Annotated in this window: 17 protein-coding genes; all 17 read right to left on the bottom strand. The window is 38.8% G+C overall.

Going from position 1 to position 18612, the window contains the following annotated elements; translation table 11 throughout:
• Window positions 1-70: 70 nt before the first annotated feature.
• The gene (locus NW213_RS01445; RefSeq protein WP_154043593.1) at window positions 71-2701 is read right to left on the bottom strand and encodes a DUF5686 and carboxypeptidase-like regulatory domain-containing protein; all 2631 of its coding nucleotides are present in this window, start codon (window positions 2699-2701) and stop codon (window positions 71-73) included.
• 113 nt (window positions 2702-2814) lie between these two features.
• Window positions 2815-3507 carry a CDP-alcohol phosphatidyltransferase family protein gene (locus NW213_RS01440; protein ID WP_258321574.1) on the bottom strand — a complete coding sequence of 231 codons (693 nt, stop codon included), beginning with the start codon at window positions 3505-3507 and terminating at the stop codon, window positions 2815-2817.
• A 35-nt stretch (window positions 3508-3542) separates the two neighbouring features.
• Window positions 3543-4259, bottom strand: a complete 717-nt coding sequence (locus tag NW213_RS01435) for a 2-C-methyl-D-erythritol 4-phosphate cytidylyltransferase (RefSeq protein ID WP_258321573.1) — start codon at window positions 4257-4259, stop codon at window positions 3543-3545.
• Entirely contained in the window at window positions 4256-5191 is a 936-nt protein-coding gene (locus NW213_RS01430) for a CDP-alcohol phosphatidyltransferase family protein (protein WP_154043596.1), read from the bottom strand. Before NW213_RS01430 ends, NW213_RS01435 begins: the two co-directional genes overlap by 4 nt.
• Window positions 5192-5198: 7 nt before the next feature.
• The gene (locus NW213_RS01425; protein ID WP_154043597.1) at window positions 5199-6191 is read right to left on the bottom strand and encodes a lysylphosphatidylglycerol synthase transmembrane domain-containing protein; all 993 of its coding nucleotides are present in this window, start codon (window positions 6189-6191) and stop codon (window positions 5199-5201) included.
• The gene (pdxA, locus tag NW213_RS01420; RefSeq protein ID WP_258321572.1) at window positions 6181-7275 is read right to left on the bottom strand and encodes a 4-hydroxythreonine-4-phosphate dehydrogenase PdxA; all 1095 of its coding nucleotides are present in this window, start codon (window positions 7273-7275) and stop codon (window positions 6181-6183) included. The genes NW213_RS01425 and pdxA overlap by 11 nt, the downstream gene beginning before the upstream one ends.
• 24 nt (window positions 7276-7299) lie before the next feature.
• Window positions 7300-8355: a DUF4837 family protein gene (locus NW213_RS01415; protein ID WP_154043599.1), complete on the bottom strand. Its 1056-nt coding sequence runs from the start codon at window positions 8353-8355 to the stop codon at window positions 7300-7302.
• Between the two features lie 20 nt (window positions 8356-8375).
• On the bottom strand, window positions 8376-9419 hold the full coding sequence (gene rlmN / locus NW213_RS01410) for a 23S rRNA (adenine(2503)-C(2))-methyltransferase RlmN (RefSeq protein ID WP_204393319.1): 1044 nt from the start codon (window positions 9417-9419) through the stop codon (window positions 8376-8378).
• 479 nt (window positions 9420-9898) lie between these two features.
• The gene (locus NW213_RS01405) at window positions 9899-10405 is read right to left on the bottom strand and encodes a very short patch repair endonuclease (protein ID WP_258321571.1); all 507 of its coding nucleotides are present in this window, start codon (window positions 10403-10405) and stop codon (window positions 9899-9901) included.
• A 33-nt stretch (window positions 10406-10438) separates the two neighbouring features.
• Window positions 10439-11014 carry an ATP-binding protein gene (locus NW213_RS01400; protein WP_309148278.1) on the bottom strand — a complete coding sequence of 192 codons (576 nt, stop codon included), beginning with the start codon at window positions 11012-11014 and terminating at the stop codon, window positions 10439-10441.
• Window positions 11015-11026: 12 nt separating this feature from the next.
• Complete coding sequence (gene dcm / locus NW213_RS01395) at window positions 11027-11923, bottom strand: DNA (cytosine-5-)-methyltransferase (RefSeq protein ID WP_258321570.1); 897 nt, start codon at window positions 11921-11923, stop codon at window positions 11027-11029.
• A gap of 8 nt (window positions 11924-11931) precedes the next feature.
• Complete coding sequence (locus NW213_RS01390) at window positions 11932-12141, bottom strand: helix-turn-helix transcriptional regulator (protein ID WP_055167336.1); 210 nt, start codon at window positions 12139-12141, stop codon at window positions 11932-11934.
• Between the two features lie 1191 nt (window positions 12142-13332).
• On the bottom strand, window positions 13333-14124 hold the full coding sequence (locus tag NW213_RS01385; protein ID WP_258321569.1) for an N-acetylmuramoyl-L-alanine amidase: 792 nt from the start codon (window positions 14122-14124) through the stop codon (window positions 13333-13335).
• 10 nt (window positions 14125-14134) lie between these two features.
• Window positions 14135-14647, bottom strand: coding sequence for a peroxiredoxin (locus NW213_RS01380; protein ID WP_239469207.1), 513 nt, complete (start codon window positions 14645-14647; stop codon window positions 14135-14137).
• Between the two features lie 195 nt (window positions 14648-14842).
• Window positions 14843-16375 (bottom strand): acyl-CoA carboxylase subunit beta, encoded by a 1533-nt coding sequence (locus NW213_RS01375; RefSeq protein WP_154043612.1) that lies wholly within the window; start codon window positions 16373-16375, stop codon window positions 14843-14845.
• 2 nt (window positions 16376-16377) lie between these two features.
• A complete protein-coding gene (locus tag NW213_RS01370; protein ID WP_258321568.1) occupies window positions 16378-16893 on the bottom strand; it encodes a biotin/lipoyl-containing protein in 516 nt (171 codons plus the stop codon).
• Window positions 16894-16989: 96 nt separating this feature from the next.
• Window positions 16990-18501 (bottom strand): acetyl-CoA carboxylase biotin carboxylase subunit, encoded by a 1512-nt coding sequence (accC, locus tag NW213_RS01365; RefSeq protein ID WP_154043614.1) that lies wholly within the window; start codon window positions 18499-18501, stop codon window positions 16990-16992.
• Between the last annotated feature and the right edge of the window lie 111 nt (window positions 18502-18612).

Here is an 18612-nt window from a genome sequence, read left to right as displayed (position 1 = left end):
ATTATAAAAAATTATCTGCCAAATTTACAAAATCTTTGGAAAGAATCAGTAAATATGGCAGAAAATTACTTTAGAACACTGTACGTATCATCAATCTCACACCCCACTTGTTGGCTGTAGGAAGATGATTATAGTTAAGACGTCTCACATATTCTATATGCAAAAGCTTGAATATATTGTGAATTCCGGCTGTTACCTCAACATACGGTACTTTAGGATCCATCACATAACTAGAATAATTATAATTACCTGTCCTATCATAATGTCCCGGGAACATCATCAGCATATCATCATTCTTGTTCTGCTCAAGGAAAGGATTGTTTTTATCCGTAAGTGTACCCCATAGGCACTTGACACCGATAAACTCACGCCATTTCAGTTTCTTGATCAAAGGTATGCGGTTGAAAAGTTTTCCCTGCATATTCCATGATACGTCAAGCGATGCGTAACGGTCGTTCAGGAACTCCATATTATTGATAAGGTTGAATGTTCCGTCCTGTAAAATGTACGACAAGTTTGCAGCCGGCATTATCAGCAATGGGAAAGGAACCTTATTCCACTGTATTCCACCTTTCAAATGTACGTCAAGATTACCCCACGAACTTAACCAGAAACGCTTATAAGCTGTAGCTTCTGTCATATTATAAGTATAATCACTACCTAAAACACCTTTCAGACCTAATGTATGCTGCAACGTAAACACTGGTGCATCAAGATTGACAGGCAATCGTCTCTGTTTCGTATTTACGAAAGTCTCGCCCGGAGCGTACCTTAAAGTTAAAGATGCCTCCGTCACAGTTATATCGTGAGTATTGAAAGGCGACTGTACCCATTTCTGTCCGGATAACGAACCGTCTGCTATAGCAGTCTGCAATGCACTTTCGCCAGCCATTGTACGATAGAACAATTCGCCACAAGGCTCGTAATTGGCATATCTCAACATTGCTGTTGTCTTAAAACCGAACTCACGCTCACGCTCATACTTGATAGTGGCCTTGCGTTCGTAGTTATACTGATCCACCTGGCAAACCTTCAAGGCTGTAAACACATTATCCTTGTCTGCATTTATAAACTTATCGGACGGCAGCATATTGTCATACTGATAAGTAAACGTCATGGAATGTTTAGGGAACTCTCTTGGAAGATATTCCTTCTTGTCGAACGAATACTCCAACTCTCCCATATATTTCGACTTCTTATCTTTAAATCCGTATGCATAATATCCTTTCAGGAAGATATTAGGATGCAGATTAGCCGTAGTCTGTGCTGATGCACGCAATCGTAATCCGTCGATATAGTTCGATGTTATCATCGTATTTATCGGACCTATATCCACTTTACTGTCCTTGCTTGTCTCCACATAACTTTCAATCAAAGCCTTCAATCCGAACATTATATATTTGAATCCCTTAATCTTTGCCAAATCGTCAAGGAAGCTGCCCATACGTGTTTCCGATTCCGTAAGTTCCTCCTGTCTGTACTTTTTCCAGAACTCATCATCACGCATCATCGCGTTTACATCCTTTATTTCGGAACCTTTCTTCTTGAACAACTTGTCAGGCAACGGTTCGAAAGAGAAATCAAAGTTACGTGTAGTCCTTCTCACCATGTACGACCCAAGGATTTTTTTCAGATATGACAATTCACAGAGCATATCATCTTCCATCAGTGACCATTCACCGGTAGGTAATTCTCCGAACTTCTGGTTGATGATCATATGATCTACGAAATTTATATCAGTCTTTTTCGGAAGATTCATATTACACTGTTTCACCCTATATGTAGAGTCGGCCAAAATGTACAGATGACCTGTGAAACCGAAATCCTGAGAATTATTCGGCACGAACGTCAAATGGAAACACCTGTCGCGCTCCACATATACTGTATCCATTATGTAATATTTGTAAAACCTTATACCGGCATCCGACACAGGGCTGTCAAACGGATACTGCAAAAATCGGAACCTGTCCTGATAAATATCAATATCCTGAAAAACATCCTTCAATACAGTAGTAAGCATGTCTCCAGTACTGAACAATTCGTTTATACCTCTTGACTCAATACCTTGTATTATAGTCTTTTCAGAATGTGGTTCCTTTCTATAAATCTTCTGCGAAACTGTTTCATCAACAGAAACCGGCAATATACGTTTCTGTGTCACATCACACATTTCCACCTGATCGCGCAGAAACGGATATTTTTTGAAAAGCCACGATTCTTTCAGCGAATCAGGAGTTATATCATTTACGGCAAGTGTTATTTTCTGGTACTTATTATAAAAATAATAGTCTTTATTCTCCAGATTGGTCTTTTCCTTCGAAGCTATAACCTTCTTCATCAATTCCACCGCCGGATTATTCTTTCTGGAATATTTCTCTTTTTTAGGCTTGACCACAACTTCGTCAAGAACCAGATCAGACTTCATGCTTACATTAAGTTCTGTCGTTTTTGACGAAACGGTTATATCCTGCCTGGTGTAGCCGACCATAGAGAATGTCAATTTGTTCCATCCGGAATGATATGGAATTGAATACTTACCGTCAATGTCGGTTATAGTTCCCACCCCCTTGCCATCATAGTATATGTTCAAATATGGGATAGGCTCACCGGTATCTGAATCTATAACAACCCCATGAATCTGAGCATATAATCCCAAAGCCCAAACCCACAAAGCTATCACAACGAGTAATCTTTTTACCATATTAATAAATATATTTTTGTATCTTATAAAACATAATCCGTAAATTATCGGAACAATAATGACCTATAAAGTCAGCCCAGTTATTTTTGCATCCCAAAAAACAGATATTCCACTTACTGTTTTTTATAAGGCTTTATAGGATCTTGTTCGGATAATATCTTCCTATCTTTACTGAACTGTATAAAGTAAGCAACAAACAGGAATACTGCTATAGCCAAACCTACAATATCGTAAACGCCAAAATGCTGACCGTAAACATCTACATTAATATCGGCCCAAGGAGTGTACATACATATTGTATTGATTAAAATAATAACCAGTCTGAACTCTGTCGGACCAAAAGAACTGTATGTCAGACGGAACTCACCCTTTATTATAGTAACAATATATGTATATACTGACAGCACCAGATAGCCAGCCAAAACCAACAATGCCACATCAAGTCTGAACATAGGAGACAATCCTGCTCCCACACACATTATACATATTGTTATGGCATCCAAAGAATGGTCAATAAAAAATCCATAAACAGGACGTTGCAAATTACGTACACGTGCCAATGTTCCATCCAAGCTGTCACCATACCAGTTTAATACCATACCAAACGAAGCCAGCCACAAATACATTATATTACTTGCTGCAAGCACGCATCCCAAGGCATAAACCAAGGCACCTATGACACCCATATAAGTTAAAAAATCCGATGTTACCCAACGTGGTTGACGCTGTGCCAACCATACCAATGCTACTTTTTCAGCCCTGTTAAGTATTGATGTCTGAATTCTTTTTGACTCTTCTTTTCCCATACCACTCTCTTTTAAATAAAATCTTACGTATTTTCTTATATTTTCATTTTTCTAACATCTTCTGTCAAAAGTATCTCGAATATCTTCAAGTCTTCGGGATACGTCAGTTTCAAATTAAATCTGTCTCCATCAACCATATACAGCGGGGTATAATCCAATTGAGACATCAATATATAAAGCGATTGCGAAACCAGGCCTTTTTCATTTGCATCATTCAGTGCCTTAGCCACACAATCCAACCTAAATGTTTGAGGGGTCTGTACCATAAACATTTTCTCCCTCAGGAAATGCCTTTCGGAAGAAACTCCGTCTTCACTGTATAAATAAGACTCATTTCCTCTTACTACAGTAACGGCATTACCTCTTTCCATACATGATGTTATATTGTCGGCTATTATCTTGTCTGTAATAAAAGGTCTGACCGACTCATGAACAAGAACTATATCATCTTCACTATAGCCATTGCCAAGCAAATATCCTATACCTTTTGATATTGACTCCTGACTATTGCTACCACCTTCAACTATAGCCTCAAGTTTTGTTATATTATATTTTAAAGCCAGTGCTTTAAGTTTATCAATCCATCCATTCAGACATACTACAATAATAACATCTATATCATTGCTTTGTTCAAATTTCAGCAAAGTATGAATTATGACAGGCATTCCCTGCAACTCCAGAAACTGTTTTGGAGTATCCTTATGCATCCTTCCTCCAGAACCTCCTGCCGTTACAAAAGCTATCTTTTTCATATATTTACATCTAAATGATAATCCTTATACATTTTCTTGCAGAAACTTTCATGTCTGTATCTCATGTAGAAAAACAAGATATTAAGAACCGTTACCTCGAAAACGAAGAAAAACCATGGTTCTTTCACAAGAACAGAAATAAAAAGAACAAAAGCTCTGGTATCGAATGTAAGGATATTGGTATATTTCATCAATGGCTTACTGTTCCTTCTATACTCATCTCTGAAATAAGAAGGTATATCCTCTCCTTTTTCCAACCATTTTCTTTCTACCCCACGCAACAGTTTCTGCAAAGAAGGCGACAAACTTTCCTGACTTTTTGTATATTTTATATAGAATAACAGATAAAGCTTTTCAAACCAGTCGGACTTCCATCTAAGAGACTTCATCTTTTCCACCTGTAGGGATGACTTGTCAAACTCTGAATTTATATTGCCTTTCTGAAAAAACATGTGAATGTTTCTATAATAGTCGGCAAGGGCACATTGCTTGCTGTGGCAAATGAAGCCGGAAAAAGCTGCCAACAACCAAATATATATGCCCCATGTATCTGTAAGACGGAGACATATAAAGAAATATATTGAGAAGAACCATAAATCACCTGCAAAACCATCCAAGACACGCCCCAACAAGCTCTTCTTGCCGGTCATTCTGGCCAACTGACCGTCGGCACAGTCATACCAGTTAGCCCAAATAAGCAGAAATATACCCAACAAAGCATGCTTCAGGTCGTCAAAGTAGAACATATATCCCGCCAGCATACCCAATATGATGGATATTATGGTGACTACATTAGGATGTACTCCCAACTTTTTAAAAAACAGAGCCCACAAATACCCACTTGAACGAGTAACGTATATTTCAAAAAATCCCTCTGTATCTTCTGATTTTAATGTTGATTTCAGTCCTTTCTTAAATGAAACTAAATCCATGGTCCTTTTATTTATTACCTATCTTCATCAATGCTATACCAATGATTACACACACCACTTCCCTAATTCTTATAAGAAGCGCCATGAATACGCCATAAGAATACGGGATAGACAGTAACGCAACAGACATCACAAACCCACCTTCGCGAGCACCGAGCTGCATTGGCGAAAAGAACATCAGATTGGCAAACAATGATGTAAACGCTAATATCAATATACTGTCGAAGAAACTTGCGTCTGTAGAGAATATCAACAAGATGATATATACCTCAAGACAAGATACGACTCTTGCTACAAATTCCAGTGACAATGAAGTAAAGAAAGTATATTTATTATTCCTATACAAATCCTTTATCTGATTGTCAATCTGCACAAAAGTTTCTTCTTTTCTCTCTATTAATCTGGTTATCTTGTTCTTTATAAAAGGCATACGCTGCAAAAAACGCATCAGTTTCATTACCATTCCCGAACGATATCCTTTTATAAAAAAGTAAATTCCTATCATACACGCCACAACAAAAATACTCATGATTATCACATAAGTCCTGTTTATCTGGTTATAGTATGACAATATATATATAAGCAGCGAGAACAGCCAAAAACAAAAGTGAGAGAAAATATGCATCATCGCATACAATATCACACTTGAAGATGCCTTTTCAATACCTACGTAGGGTTTCAACTCCATTATACGGTAAGGTTCGCCTCCCATCAGCCCAACCGGCGTGGTAGAGTTCAATGCAAAACCGGTAATGGTATATTTGAAGACTTTCAAAAAAGGAACTTTAACCCCATTCAACCCATTACAAATAATAGCATACCATGCTCCCGCATTTATAGCATATATAAACATCCATAGCAACAACAATACAGGAAACCATATACCGGCTTTTCTCAAGCATGACACTACATCCTCGTATGTCATGTCCATTCCAAAAAGCATTATTACTATGGCTACAACTCCTACTATGAAAAATATATTCCTGAACTTACTCTTCATATTCAGCGTCAAGTTTCAATTTATCGCTATCATCGCGTTTCTCGTAATACTGTTTGCGAAGCGGATTCGCACTTATCTCTCTCTCCATACATCTGTTACGGAATACGTCAATAGCAATATAAATAGCCTGACGAAACGAATCTTCCGAAGCAACCCCTTGTCCGGCAATATCATACGCCGTACCATGTGCCGGCGATGTCCTTACAATAGGCAAACCTGCTGTATAGTTCACTCCTTCATCCATGGCCAAAGCTTTGAATGGAGCCAATCCCTGGTCATGGTACATAGCCATGATACCATCGAAATGAGTAAAGTTACCCGACCCCATAAAACCATCTGCAGGGTAAGGGCCAAAACACTGTATTCCTTTTGCTTTCAGTTCTTCCATTGCCGGAATAATGACATCCTGTTCCTCTGTACCAAGAAGACCATTATCACCGGCATGAGGATTCAGTGAGAACACAGCAATGCGCGGACATCCTATTCCGAAATCCTGTTTCAACGACTTATGGAATATTTCTATTTTTTCTTCTATCAATTCCTTGGTAAGTATAGACGGGATTTCCCTTACAGGAACATGACCTGTAACCAAAGCCACCCTGAAATCATTCTTCATAAGAATCATCAATGACTTGTTGCCGTCTCCCACACGTTCTTCTATATATTCCGTGTGACCCGGGAAATGAAACGTCTCGGACTGTATGGTATGCTTATTGATAGGGGCTGTTACCAACACATCTATTCCACCCTCACGATAGTCGGCCAAAGCTCTTTCCAAAGCATCAAGCGCAGCTTTTCCTGCTTCTGCAGTAGGTTTGCCAAGCTCAACTTTGAGTTCCTCAGCAGTACAATTCAGAACATTCAGTCTGCCGTCCTGTATTTCCTTTGCAGAATTTATTATGCTGAAATTGGCAGAAATATCCATCGCCTTACGATGATATGCAGCCACTTTAGGCGAGCCGTACACTACCGGCGTACATAATTCCATCATTTCCGGTTCGGCAAAGGTTTTCAGTATAACCTCATAGCCTACTCCATTGATGTCACCGTGGGTGATTCCCACTCTTATTTTACGTCTTTCCATGTCTATACTTATTATGATATATACTTATTTTATAGAGTCGCCGGTTATTGTAATTTCTGTCACACCAGCCCCTATAGGCAATTCGAATACTTCTTTCTGTGCAGGTAATTTCAGAGTGTAAAGACATGCCTCAAGCTTGCGCATCAGGTCACGCTTCAATTTATCCGGTTTAAAGACAAAAGCCTCCACCACTATTACCCTGGCATTAGCTCTGTCAACCCTGACATGCGATACGAAAGGACCTCCCATAGCATCGTTTCTCATTTCCCATAATCCTCTCGCCTCAAAAGCATAATCACCTTTAACAGCTATGTTCTTTACATCCACAAAGATTGAGTCTGCTGTCTCCATATACATACCTTCCATTGACCCCGGTATGTTGATTTTCATTACAGAATCACGTTTGTTGATAAAATACTCCTTTGTAAACGTATTATTGTCCCTGAACGGATAAGAATACATCACGAAATTCATATCATTAAGATTGGTTGAAGCCCAGAAGAAATCCTTGCCCGTCTTGAACGAGTTCAGTTCATTAGGCATCCAGATATCACAGTCGAACAGGCTTCCCACCTTTGCCGAAATGGCAGCATTATGTTTCTCACGCAAAAGGTTTATCTGACGGTTCATTTCAGCACGTGTAAAGAAATCCACAATCACCTGTCCGTGCTTACTTACGTATTCATCAAATTCCTTCTGATTTGGCGACTGTATAGTCATTATCATCTGTGGAGAAGCGTATGCATCGCGCGTATACTTAAATTTGGTTTGAGTGTAAATATCCTGAATATCAGCTATTATGATATTTCTGAAAATACGCATCACACGGTCAAAATTCGCAGGACGGATACGTGAGATTCTGAACGAACGTTCCGCCTGAGGCAAGCCCGGCACATCTGTATCAAGCACATGATAGAGCGCACTGTCCGGACTCATCCAGCAATTATCGTCCGCTACAACCATCACTTCGTATGGTCTTCCGCTTGAAACCGGAGTAATAATACTTTTACCATCATTACGGCATGATGCCAACACGACAGCCAACATCACGAAGCTAAAATAAAAAGCAATACGTTTCATATTATCAATTTCTTATTGGTTTACACATTATTTTTCTCAGCCTGCTGCTTGGCAGTGGAAAGCATCCCACAAGCCGCAAATATATCCTCACCTCTTGAAGCCCTGATTGTAGCAAAAACTCCATGTTGTGTCAGATAATCGCGGAACTGCACCATAGAGTCCATATCAGTACCTTCAAGATCCACATTCGGTATGGCATGAAAACGTATAAGATTCATTCTGCAATCCAGTCCCTTCAATATCTTGACAAGCTCCTTGGCGTATATCAGACTGTCATTTACCCCCTTGAACACTATATATTCAAACGAAAGACGTCTCTGCTTGCTGAAATCATACCGTTTCAATATCTCTATAATCTCCATTATGGAGAAAGCTTTCTCAGCAGGCATAAGCTCGCGTCTTTGTGCCGGAAAAGGAGAATGCAGGCTCACAGCCAGATGGCAGTCACTTTCTTCGAGGAATCTTTCAAGACCTTTCTTCAAGCCAACGGTAGAAACGGTTATTCTCTTCGGACTCCACGCATATCCATAATCAGCAGTGAGAATTTCCAAAGCCCTAAGTACTTCATTCAGATTATCAAAAGGCTCACCCATACCCATGAACACTACATTTGTCAATGTATCCCTCTCAGGAATGGAATAAATCTGATTAAGAATCTGTGCGGCTGTCAGGCTGTTGGTATATCCCTGCTTGCCTGTCATACAGAACTTACAGTTCATCTTACATCCCACTTGCGACGACACACACAATGTCGCCCTGTCATCGTCAGGTATATATACAGCCTCAATATAATCATTTTCCGGGGTACGGAATAAATATTTCACAGTTCCATCTACAGAACGCATTTCGTGTACCGGAGGAGTCGCCCCAACCTCATATTTATGCGACAAAAGTTCACGGTTTTTCAGTGACAGGTTTGTCATTTCATCTATTGAGGAAACTTTCTTTTCATACAGCCACGAAGCAATCTGTTTTGCGGTAAACTTTGGCATACCCAAATCCAAAACTACAGATTGAAGTTCGTTCAAAGTTTTACCCAAAAGTGGTGATTTTATATCAGTCATCATTCAGTTATATACAGTTAGCGCACAAAGGTAGCTAAAAAATAGGACAAACCATCTATAATTATCCTAATAATGACTAATAACCGACATAATGAACAATATTATCCGACGAATTGACCAGTAAACCGGATATAATACATGCAATAATAAAGCAAAGGCATTTTGCTACAATATCCAAACCGATAGAAGATATTTTAAACAGTTCACTAACCGTTCGTTAAGCGTCAGCTGAGCGGTATTTCAAATCTTTTGCAAAAGGTTTTAAACAGGTTTGCAAAACATATCCATTCATACTCGTTGAAGATTTTTTATCCTTATTTTCAAATAGTTGTCTAAATTATATTTTCATTAAAAGCAAATAAAAGAAAAATGTTCTCTTGTTTAATGTTATGCAACATCTCAGAAGTATCAAAAGTAGTTATACATATAAAATTCTTGGACATAACCGTTGTAGTAAGCCAAAAACAATCTCAACATAATTATGCATTAATATAATCTGTTTTTGATTCAGCGGCCATCAATGTTTTTTCTTCCACCTCTCCATAAGATTTGACTTTTCTATCTTCCAAAAATATACAAGAAAGTGTATATACTAATGACTCCAAAGTCTGCTGTCGAACTCTAGGTTTCAACTGACATTCCCAAATGGTAATACAATGCCATCCCATTGATGCCAATTGGCGTTGTTCTTCCACATCTCGTTTTCGATTCCTTTCGATTTTAGCACTCCAAAACTCCACATTCGTTTTAGGAAGGACAAAATATTTGCATTCTTGATGTCCATGCCAAAAACATCCGTTCACAAAAATCACGGTTCTATATTTGCGCAATACAATATCCGGATGTCCTGGAAGTCGAGGATGATTCAATCTATATCTAAATCCACGACTAAACAAGAACTTCCGCACCAACAATTCCGGCTTTGTATCCTTACACTTTATAGCTGACATACAACGATGTCTCTGTTCTTTGTTTAGTTTGTCCATGCCAATATAGAAAATTCACATATTGATTGTCTGTCATATTCGATCAAAGAACCCTTCGTATTCATCATCAATTATTTTCCATTCTCCCATTTTACGTCCACCTATACGAGTAATCTTCCCTGACTCTTGAAGTCGTTTAAGATATTTCTGAACCTGACGTGCAGATAACCCCATACTCTCAGCCATCTGCGCAGCACTGATTTGTGGGTTTTGTGAAATTAGCTTATAAATCTGACGACCTGCTTTTACGAACTCTTTTGCGAACTTTGATTCTTCTTTTACGAACTCTTTTACGACCACTTCTCCAGACTCTTTTACGAACTCTTGCATCAAAGGAATGCCATTAGGTGTTATTTCTCCAACAACTTCATTCTCAAAATTCAAGTTCCATAGCGTTACATGAAACTCTGAAGCATTAGAAACAAATTCCGGACCATGATAATTTAAAAGATGAATATATTTATTATATGCATCAATAATCTTCTTCATTCCACTTCCACGTCGTTCCATTAACCCCAAGCGGTTAAAAAAGTCTGCAAGTAACGGATTTCGCCTTTTGGATGGAACTTTCATAGGATCAAGCTGCTGAATAAGTCTTCCATCCATCATTCCTCCTGGAGATTATACTTCCAAACGGTCATCATACATGTCGATATGTATTTCACTTCCATCTTTCCAATATCTAGCAGAAATAGTACTTGTATAAATACTATCAGCATTAAATAAAGAATAGCCAAATCCCTTTCCGTTTTGTCTGTTTCGCTCCTTTCTCTTTTGATGTCCCTCCCACATTCTATCACTAATCGTATAATGTGAATCCAATGTTGCTAATGGTTCAAATATATCCGAGACCTTAGTTGAAAGTGTCCCATCTTTCAATTTTTCTTTTTCATATATTGTAGAACCATCTTCGGCTATTCCATATGGGAATTTAAAAGCCTTGACATCTATCTGTTTTTTATACCATGCAATAATAAATAGACGCTCCCGATTTTGAGGTACTCCAAAATATTTTGCATTTAGAACTTCAAAGGAATAACCGTATCCCAATTCTTCAAGCGTAGCCAATATAACTTTAAGAGTATTTCCTTTATCATGCGTTTTTAATCCACGAACATTTTCTAAAAACAATACCTTTGGTGGACACCCTGCATTTATTTTCTCTTTTATAATATTAGCTATGCTAAAAAACAAAGTACCTCTTGTATCTTCAAAACCTCTTTTTAAACCAGCTACAGAAAAAGGTTGGCATGGAAATCCACCACAGCAAATATCAAAATCAGGAATTTCATTTGGTATAGCATCATTTATATCTTCATTGAAGAAAAGATACTTTCCATCTTTATCTTTTTGAAAAAGCTCAGGTTCTATATCCTTATAATTTGCTTCATAAGACAAGCGTGCATTTTTGTCCCATTCACTGGCAAAAACACATTTGCCACCGACATAATGCATTGCTGTATGAAAACCACCAATACCCGCAAATAAATCAATAAATGTATATTTCTTTTTCGTCATTTTCCTGTTTATTCAAATGGTTCATATAAATCTTTCAAATCACACTGTAATATCTGAGAGATCTCAATCAACTGTGGAGCACTCGGTTGTGTAGTATTGGTACACCATCGACTTATTGTCATCTTTGACACTCCAAGCTGTTCTGCCAAATATGTCTTTGTAACCATTTTATCTGCAAGCACCACACGAATTCTATTTTTATATACTTTCTTTTCCATGAAAACATTTCTACATTTATGTGCAAAAATACACATAAATGTAGAAAGTATCAAGCAAACATAATTATATAAACTAACGTCTTCTAAAACTTTTCATTCCATTCTACCTCTTTATCACCCCTACCGCCGAATTGTAGAAATGATTTGTTTAGCAATCTCCCGATTTAGAGTTTCAATCCACTTGTCAGTAGCAAACAAAGCAACTTTAAAATTTAACACCCTATTCCATCACTTAATGCCTCATCCTCAAATGCCTCTCTGCAAAGTATCTCAATCAGGAAATAACTTCTCTCCTCGTTTGTCTATATTACTGCAGGACTGGAGCCATTCTTCTTAACTCATCCTGTATGGTCGGGATGCCCGTACCTCTGCCTTCGGACAGCTGAAGTTCTTTAAGGTAATAACCTAAATGACAGTTGCAGTAGCAACATGACTTAAGTCGCTCTGCCTTCTGGATGGCAGCAATACTGATGGAGCGGTCCGGACCGGCATAGCTGAGGATAGAAATCTTATCAGGATTCCGTCCTTAGTAATAAAAATATTCAATAAATTATATGCAATAATTAAGTTGTAGAACCGCACATCTGGATTATCATATAAAGACCATATCCAGTATATTTATATCAAAAAGACACAAAATAAGGCATTTCAATAACATATCCATATTTCATATCAGCCACTATAAAATACAAACATTAAGCCGTAAAATAATTAGCTTTATTTTTAGATAACCAAAATAAAACATATTGTTAATTATAGTAATAAATTTAACAATGATAATAAATAAAAATGCCCATTATCTTTACAGAAAACGGGCTGAAATTTGACTTTAAATGGGCTGAAACCTTAAATCGAATGACAGTCCATTTGTTCTATGATGATTTTTCATCTGATTTTTGCTCTATTTTCTCTTAAATCAAAGGCAAAATAAGTATAACTTATTAATATAATATACATATTTTACATTACAAAAAGCGGCAATAATAACAAAAAGTAAAACACAAATCAAGAATAACCAAATAAATAACAACAATAAGTCATACTTAATATATATCAGAAATGATAAAATTACGGACTACGCTCACATGGTCCGAAAAATTAAAATCTCAAGGTTCCAAAATATCAAATTGACATTTTGAAACCTTGAGATCTATATCAAACAGTTTCACAAGAAAGTTATTGTATAATTGCTTATTTCTTCTTATAATCCTTCACGATTGCCTCAGTTATCCAGTTAGCCAAGGCCTGGCGGTTATTAGGAATCACCAGACGTTTCTGGTCCAGGGCATTCTGCATATTACCAAGCTCCATAAACACTGCAACAGGAGTAGTATTTTTCAGAACATAAAGATTACGCTCGCTTACAGTTCCACCAAATCCTCTACCGGGCTGATGTTTTCTGTATTTACCTTTGAATGTCTTTTGAATTTCTGTTGCAAGACGTTCGCCGTATTTGCTGTTCGGGGCATGGTAAAAATATACGTCTGTCTGCTTGCTTCTTGAACGGCTGTCAACGTGAATAAATATAGCACGCTTATAACTGCTCTTGTCCTTGCGGTAGAGATTATTTATAGCTACACACCTTTGTTTCAAGCGTTCAACCTGATTCAAAGGTATCGGCTTACCCATACAAGTTTCACGCTTGCTGTTCTTCAGAATATAAGAGTCGCGGATACCGTCTTTTGCATCCTGAATGATAAAATAGACCTTTGCCCCCCTCTCCAGGAGTTCCTTACCCAAACGGAGTATTATATCGTAGGCATATTCATCCTCATGCAGTTCCTTTCCCTGATACTTGCCTATACAGCCCGGATCAGGCCCTCCATGACCACTTACGAGATAAAAGACAGCCCCTTTCAGCGATGAAGAACTAACCGTGTAGGACGAATGAGATTTACCGAAAAGAGGTTCTTTCTTAGTTTGAGACGATACCGAAAAAGATATTACACAAAAGAATGACAATAAAAAACAAATGCGCTTCATACTTTTACAGTCAGTCTTTTAACATTTCATCTATTTTATTGCACAATGACTTGAACTCATCGTCATTGAAAAGTCTTGTCATCATTACAATCTTTCCATTACGGTCGATAAGCACATTTCTGGTTATTCCGGCATTTCTTTCCGCATAAAGCGCAAAAATATCTGCCCCCGGATCAAGTCCTAGAGGATAAGTGACTTTTGTCTGCTTAGCAAATGCCTTCACACGCTCCAGCGGTTCATCACGGTCTATACCGTAAAGGGCAAACTGCTTGTTATCCTTGTGCTTCTGCCATATATCACTCTCTATAAAAGGCATTTCCTTACGACAAACACCGCACCAGCTCGCTGTAAACTGAAGCATTACCACTTTTCCGCGGAGTGATGAGAGCTTCACTTTAGTTCCGTCAGTGAGAGTCATTTCGAAATCAGGGGCCATATCCCCTACCTTTACTATATATCCCGCCTTATCGGCTACAGGGTTTTGCGACATTAAATTTGTTACACCAAAAAGGCAGAAGAACATGGCTGCCAACATAATAAATCTTTTCATACTATTCTGGAATATAAAATATATAGAGCGTAAAAGTACAAAAAAAACATCGGTACATTAAAATGCGTGAAACATTTGTAAACATAAAAAAGATGAACAACAACATCTATAGTCTGCAAAAACCATAAAATGTCATTGTTCATCTTCTTTTATTATGATATCACCTTATTACAAAGGCATGTTTCCATGTTTCTTTGGAGGATTGCTCTGACTCTTGTTCTGAGTCATTTCCAACGCCTGAATAAGTTTATATCTTGTATCTTTAGGAAGAATGATTTCATCAATATATCCCTGCTCAGCAGCACGATATGGGTTAGAGAATTTCTCCTTGTATTCTTCTACTGCCTTAGCCTTTTCTTCAGGAGTAGCCTTGCGGTAAAGGATATTTACAGCTCCATCAGCACCCATAACGGCAATCTCTGCTGTAGGATATGAGAAGTTTACATCCGAACCGATAGGCTTACTGTTCATAACGATGTATGCACCACCGTATGCCTTACGTGTGATAACTGTAATCTTAGGCACTGTAGCCTCAGCGTATGCATAAACAATCTTGGCTCCGTGACGGATGATACCATTGTGTTCCTGATCGCATCCAGGCAAGAAGCCAGGCACGTCAACAAACGAAATGATAGGAATATTGAAGCAGTCGCAGAAACGGATGAAACGTGCAGCCTTGTCTGAAGCATCGATATCAAGCACGCCGGCAAGATATGCAGGCTGGTTTGCTACGATACCTACAGAACGTCCTCCCATGCGGGCAAATCCCACTACCATGTTCTTTGCAAAGTGTGGCATTACTTCGTAGAAGTACTGATTATCCACTACAGGCTCGATGATATTCTTGATATCATAAGGCATGTTTGGATCATCAGGAATTACAGACATAAGCGATTCGTCTGCTCTGCGGATATCATCAGAACATGGCTGTATAGGAGCATCTTCCATATTGTTTGACGGAAGGAAGCTCAACAGTTCGCGGATACCCATAAGTGTTTCTTCTTCTGTATCACAAAGGAAGTGAGTTACACCACTCTTGCTGCTGTGTGTGTATGCACCACCAAGTTCTTCCTTATTGACATCTTCGTGAGTTACAGTCTTAACCACATCCGGTCCTGTGATGAACATGTGGCTCTTTTCCTTCACCATGAAGATGAAGTCAGTAAGTGCAGGAGAATAACAAGCACCTCCGGCACAAGGACCCAGGATAGCAGAAATCTGAGGGATTACACCTGAAGCGATAGTGTTCTGATAGAAGATAGAAGCATAACCAGAGATACTTCCCACACCTTCCTGAATACGTGCGCCACCAGAGTCGTTCAATGCAATTACAGGAGCACCGTTCTTGAGTGCCAACTGTTGCACTTTAACAATTTTCTGTGCGCCTGTCACACTAAGTGTACCGCCATATACAGTGAAATCGTAAGCATATACATAAACCAGACGTCCGTCAACTTTACCATAACCGCACACGATACCGTCGCCAGGAATATGGTTCTTTTCCATACCGAAGTCGGTACAGTGATGTATCACGAACTTGTCTATTTCGTTGAATGTTCCTTTGTCAAGCAACATGTCTATACGTTCGCGGGCTGTCATATGTCCGTTGGCATGCTGTTTTTCCACACGCTCTACTCCACCGCCCTGAGAAGCCTTCTTATCAAGCTCCTGAAAATATTTGTATTGTTCTTCTGTTGTCATAATTAGTCTTCTTTAATAATATCCAAAGTCATAACCACCTGATTGGCATTCACTGAATCGCCCTCTTTAACGAGGATATCCTTAACCACACAAGGAGCGCTTACCTTGTAGTTACTCTGCATCTTCATCGCTTCGATAACCACTACTATATCTCCGCTTTCAAGTCTGTCGCCTACAGAAACCGGTATGCTCACAATCTTACCAGGCATAGGAGAAACAATCTTATCCTGCTGTTTTTCATCAGCTCCCTTACGCATACGAAGATACTTGGCCTGTGAATCTATGATATCAATGTTATATGACTGATAGTGAGCATTTACAGTATAACTCTTACCACCTTCCTTACGGATAAGTTCTGTGTTATACGATTTACCATCATGTATAATAGAGCAACTACCGTTTTCAGCCATTACGATATCCACGTCGTATGGAACGCCATCAATAGTCAGTTGCACCTTATTACCTTCCTTGCTGACCAATGAAACATCAGCAACTCTGTTTCCTATATGTATTTCCATATTGTCAGTTTTTTAGATTACAAGTTGACGAGTTGACAAGGTTGCCGTCCGAATGGAATGCCTTGTTAACTTGTAACTGTAGCCTTGTTACCTCTTTTATATTCTTAATACACCTTTCTGCAATCCAAATTCTTTCCATCTGCTGATAGGACGGTTATCCGAAGATGTTCCCTTGTTTTCTTCCAGATTCATCAGATAGTCGATGTATGCAGCTATCATGGCTATGTTTTCAGTCTCTTCTTCTTTCTTGCCTGCCCATTCTTTAAGCATTTCCTGATGCTTAGGAATAAACAATGTATTATAGTGACCTTCTACAAAGTCAGGAACATTCATTATATGACGCAAGTAACTGATGTTAGTCTTGAGTCCGGTAATCTTGTATTCATACAGAACTCGGCGCATACGCTCAATGGCAAATTCACGTGTAGTAGCCCATACAATCAGCTTACCTATCATCGGGTCGTAATAGATAGGAATTTCGTAACTTTCATATACATAGCTGTCTATACGTACACCGATACCGTTAGGTTCCATCAGCTGCTTGATAATACCCGGTGAAGGCATAAAGTTATTGTCTGTATCTTCTGCACAGATACGGCATTCAATGGCATGTCCTCTCTGTTTCAGTTCTTCCTGCTTCAGATGCAAAGGCTCATTGTTAGCGATACGCAACTGTTCCTTAACCAGGTCAACACCAACAACCTCTTCTGTGATAGGATGTTCAACCTGAAGACGTGTATTCATTTCAAGGAAATAGAAGTTACGGTTCTTGTCAACAAGGAATTCTATAGTACCAGCACCTTTGTAGTTCACAGCCTTGGCAGCAGCAACAGCAGCCTTACCCATTTTCTCACGCAACTCAGGAGTTACGAATGGAGAAGGAGTTTCTTCTACCACTTTCTGATTTCTGCGCTGGATAGAACATTCTCTTTCGAACAAATGTATGGCATTACCATAATTGTCACCCAAAATCTGGAACTCAATGTGATGAGGTTCTTCAACGAATTTCTCCAGATAAACAGTATCATCCCCGAAAGATGACATTGACTCTGAGCGTGCTGTGTTATAAGCCTCTTCTACTTCTGCCTCGCTATGGATAAGGCGCATACCTTTACCGCCACCACCCATTGAAGCCTTCAGCATTACTGGGTAACCTATTTCATTACATATTCTCTTTGCTTCCTCTACATTCTGCAAAGGTTTTTCTGTTCCCGGAACTACAGGTACTCCGGCAGCAATCATGTGTTTTCTTGCAGAAATCTTATCTCCCATGGCATCCATAGTCTCAGGATCCGGACCGATAAAGATAATTCCTTCGGCCTTACATCTGCGGGCAAATTCTGAATTTTCAGAAAGAAAACCATACCCCGGATGAATAGCATCTGCACCATGACGCTTGGCTGCCTCAATGATTTTGTCAATATTCAAATAACTTTCACGAGATGCAGCAGGACCTATGAAACAAGCTTCATCTGCATATAATACGTGGCGTGCCGCTCTATCGGCTTCCGAGAAAACTGCTACTGTCCTGATTCCCATCTCACGACAAGAACGCATAACACGCACTGCTATCTCTCCACGATTAGCTATCAATACTTTCTGTATCATGCTCTATTTTTTTGGTTTATAATCTTTTTATCAAAATTGCCTTCAACGGCACACAAAATTGAATTCTGTGCAAAAATATTAAAAGAATTACAAACACATGCTTAATAACAT

The organism is Bacteroides sp. ET336 (genome assembly GCF_024733815.1).
GTDB classification, from domain to species: Bacteria; Bacteroidota; Bacteroidia; order Bacteroidales; family Bacteroidaceae; genus Phocaeicola; species Phocaeicola cellulolyticus.
This window is presented reverse-complemented; position numbering and strand designations above follow the sequence as displayed.

Coding starts and splice junctions, on each gene's coding strand:
- NW213_RS01400 (WP_309148278.1), bottom strand. CDS start 11,014: ATGATGGATGGAAGACTTATTCAGCAGCTTGATCCTATGAAAGTTCCA.
- NW213_RS01440 (WP_258321574.1), bottom strand. CDS start 3,507: ATGGGAAAAGAAGAGTCAAAAAGAATTCAGACATCAATACTTAACAGG.
- NW213_RS01385 (WP_258321569.1), bottom strand. CDS start 14,124: ATGAAGCGCATTTGTTTTTTATTGTCATTCTTTTGTGTAATATCTTTT.
- accC (WP_154043614.1), bottom strand. CDS start 18,501: ATGATACAGAAAGTATTGATAGCTAATCGTGGAGAGATAGCAGTGCGT.
- NW213_RS01415 (WP_154043599.1), bottom strand. CDS start 8,355: ATGAAACGTATTGCTTTTTATTTTAGCTTCGTGATGTTGGCTGTCGTG.
- NW213_RS01405 (WP_258321571.1), bottom strand. CDS start 10,405: ATGGACAAACTAAACAAAGAACAGAGACATCGTTGTATGTCAGCTATA.
- NW213_RS01370 (WP_258321568.1), bottom strand. CDS start 16,893: ATGGAAATACATATAGGAAACAGAGTTGCTGATGTTTCATTGGTCAGC.
- pdxA (WP_258321572.1), bottom strand. CDS start 7,275: ATGGAAAGACGTAAAATAAGAGTGGGAATCACCCACGGTGACATCAAT.
- NW213_RS01430 (WP_154043596.1), bottom strand. CDS start 5,191: ATGGATTTAGTTTCATTTAAGAAAGGACTGAAATCAACATTAAAATCA.
- NW213_RS01375 (WP_154043612.1), bottom strand. CDS start 16,375: ATGACAACAGAAGAACAATACAAATATTTTCAGGAGCTTGATAAGAAG.
- NW213_RS01435 (WP_258321573.1), bottom strand. CDS start 4,259: ATGAAAAAGATAGCTTTTGTAACGGCAGGAGGTTCTGGAGGAAGGATG.
- NW213_RS01445 (WP_154043593.1), bottom strand. CDS start 2,701: ATGGTAAAAAGATTACTCGTTGTGATAGCTTTGTGGGTTTGGGCTTTG.
- NW213_RS01390 (WP_055167336.1), bottom strand. CDS start 12,141: ATGGAAAAGAAAGTATATAAAAATAGAATTCGTGTGGTGCTTGCAGAT.
- rlmN (WP_204393319.1), bottom strand. CDS start 9,419: ATGACTGATATAAAATCACCACTTTTGGGTAAAACTTTGAACGAACTT.
- NW213_RS01425 (WP_154043597.1), bottom strand. CDS start 6,191: ATGAAGAGTAAGTTCAGGAATATATTTTTCATAGTAGGAGTTGTAGCC.
- dcm (WP_258321570.1), bottom strand. CDS start 11,923: ATGACGAAAAAGAAATATACATTTATTGATTTATTTGCGGGTATTGGT.
- NW213_RS01380 (WP_239469207.1), bottom strand. CDS start 14,647: ATGTTCTTCTGCCTTTTTGGTGTAACAAATTTAATGTCGCAAAACCCT.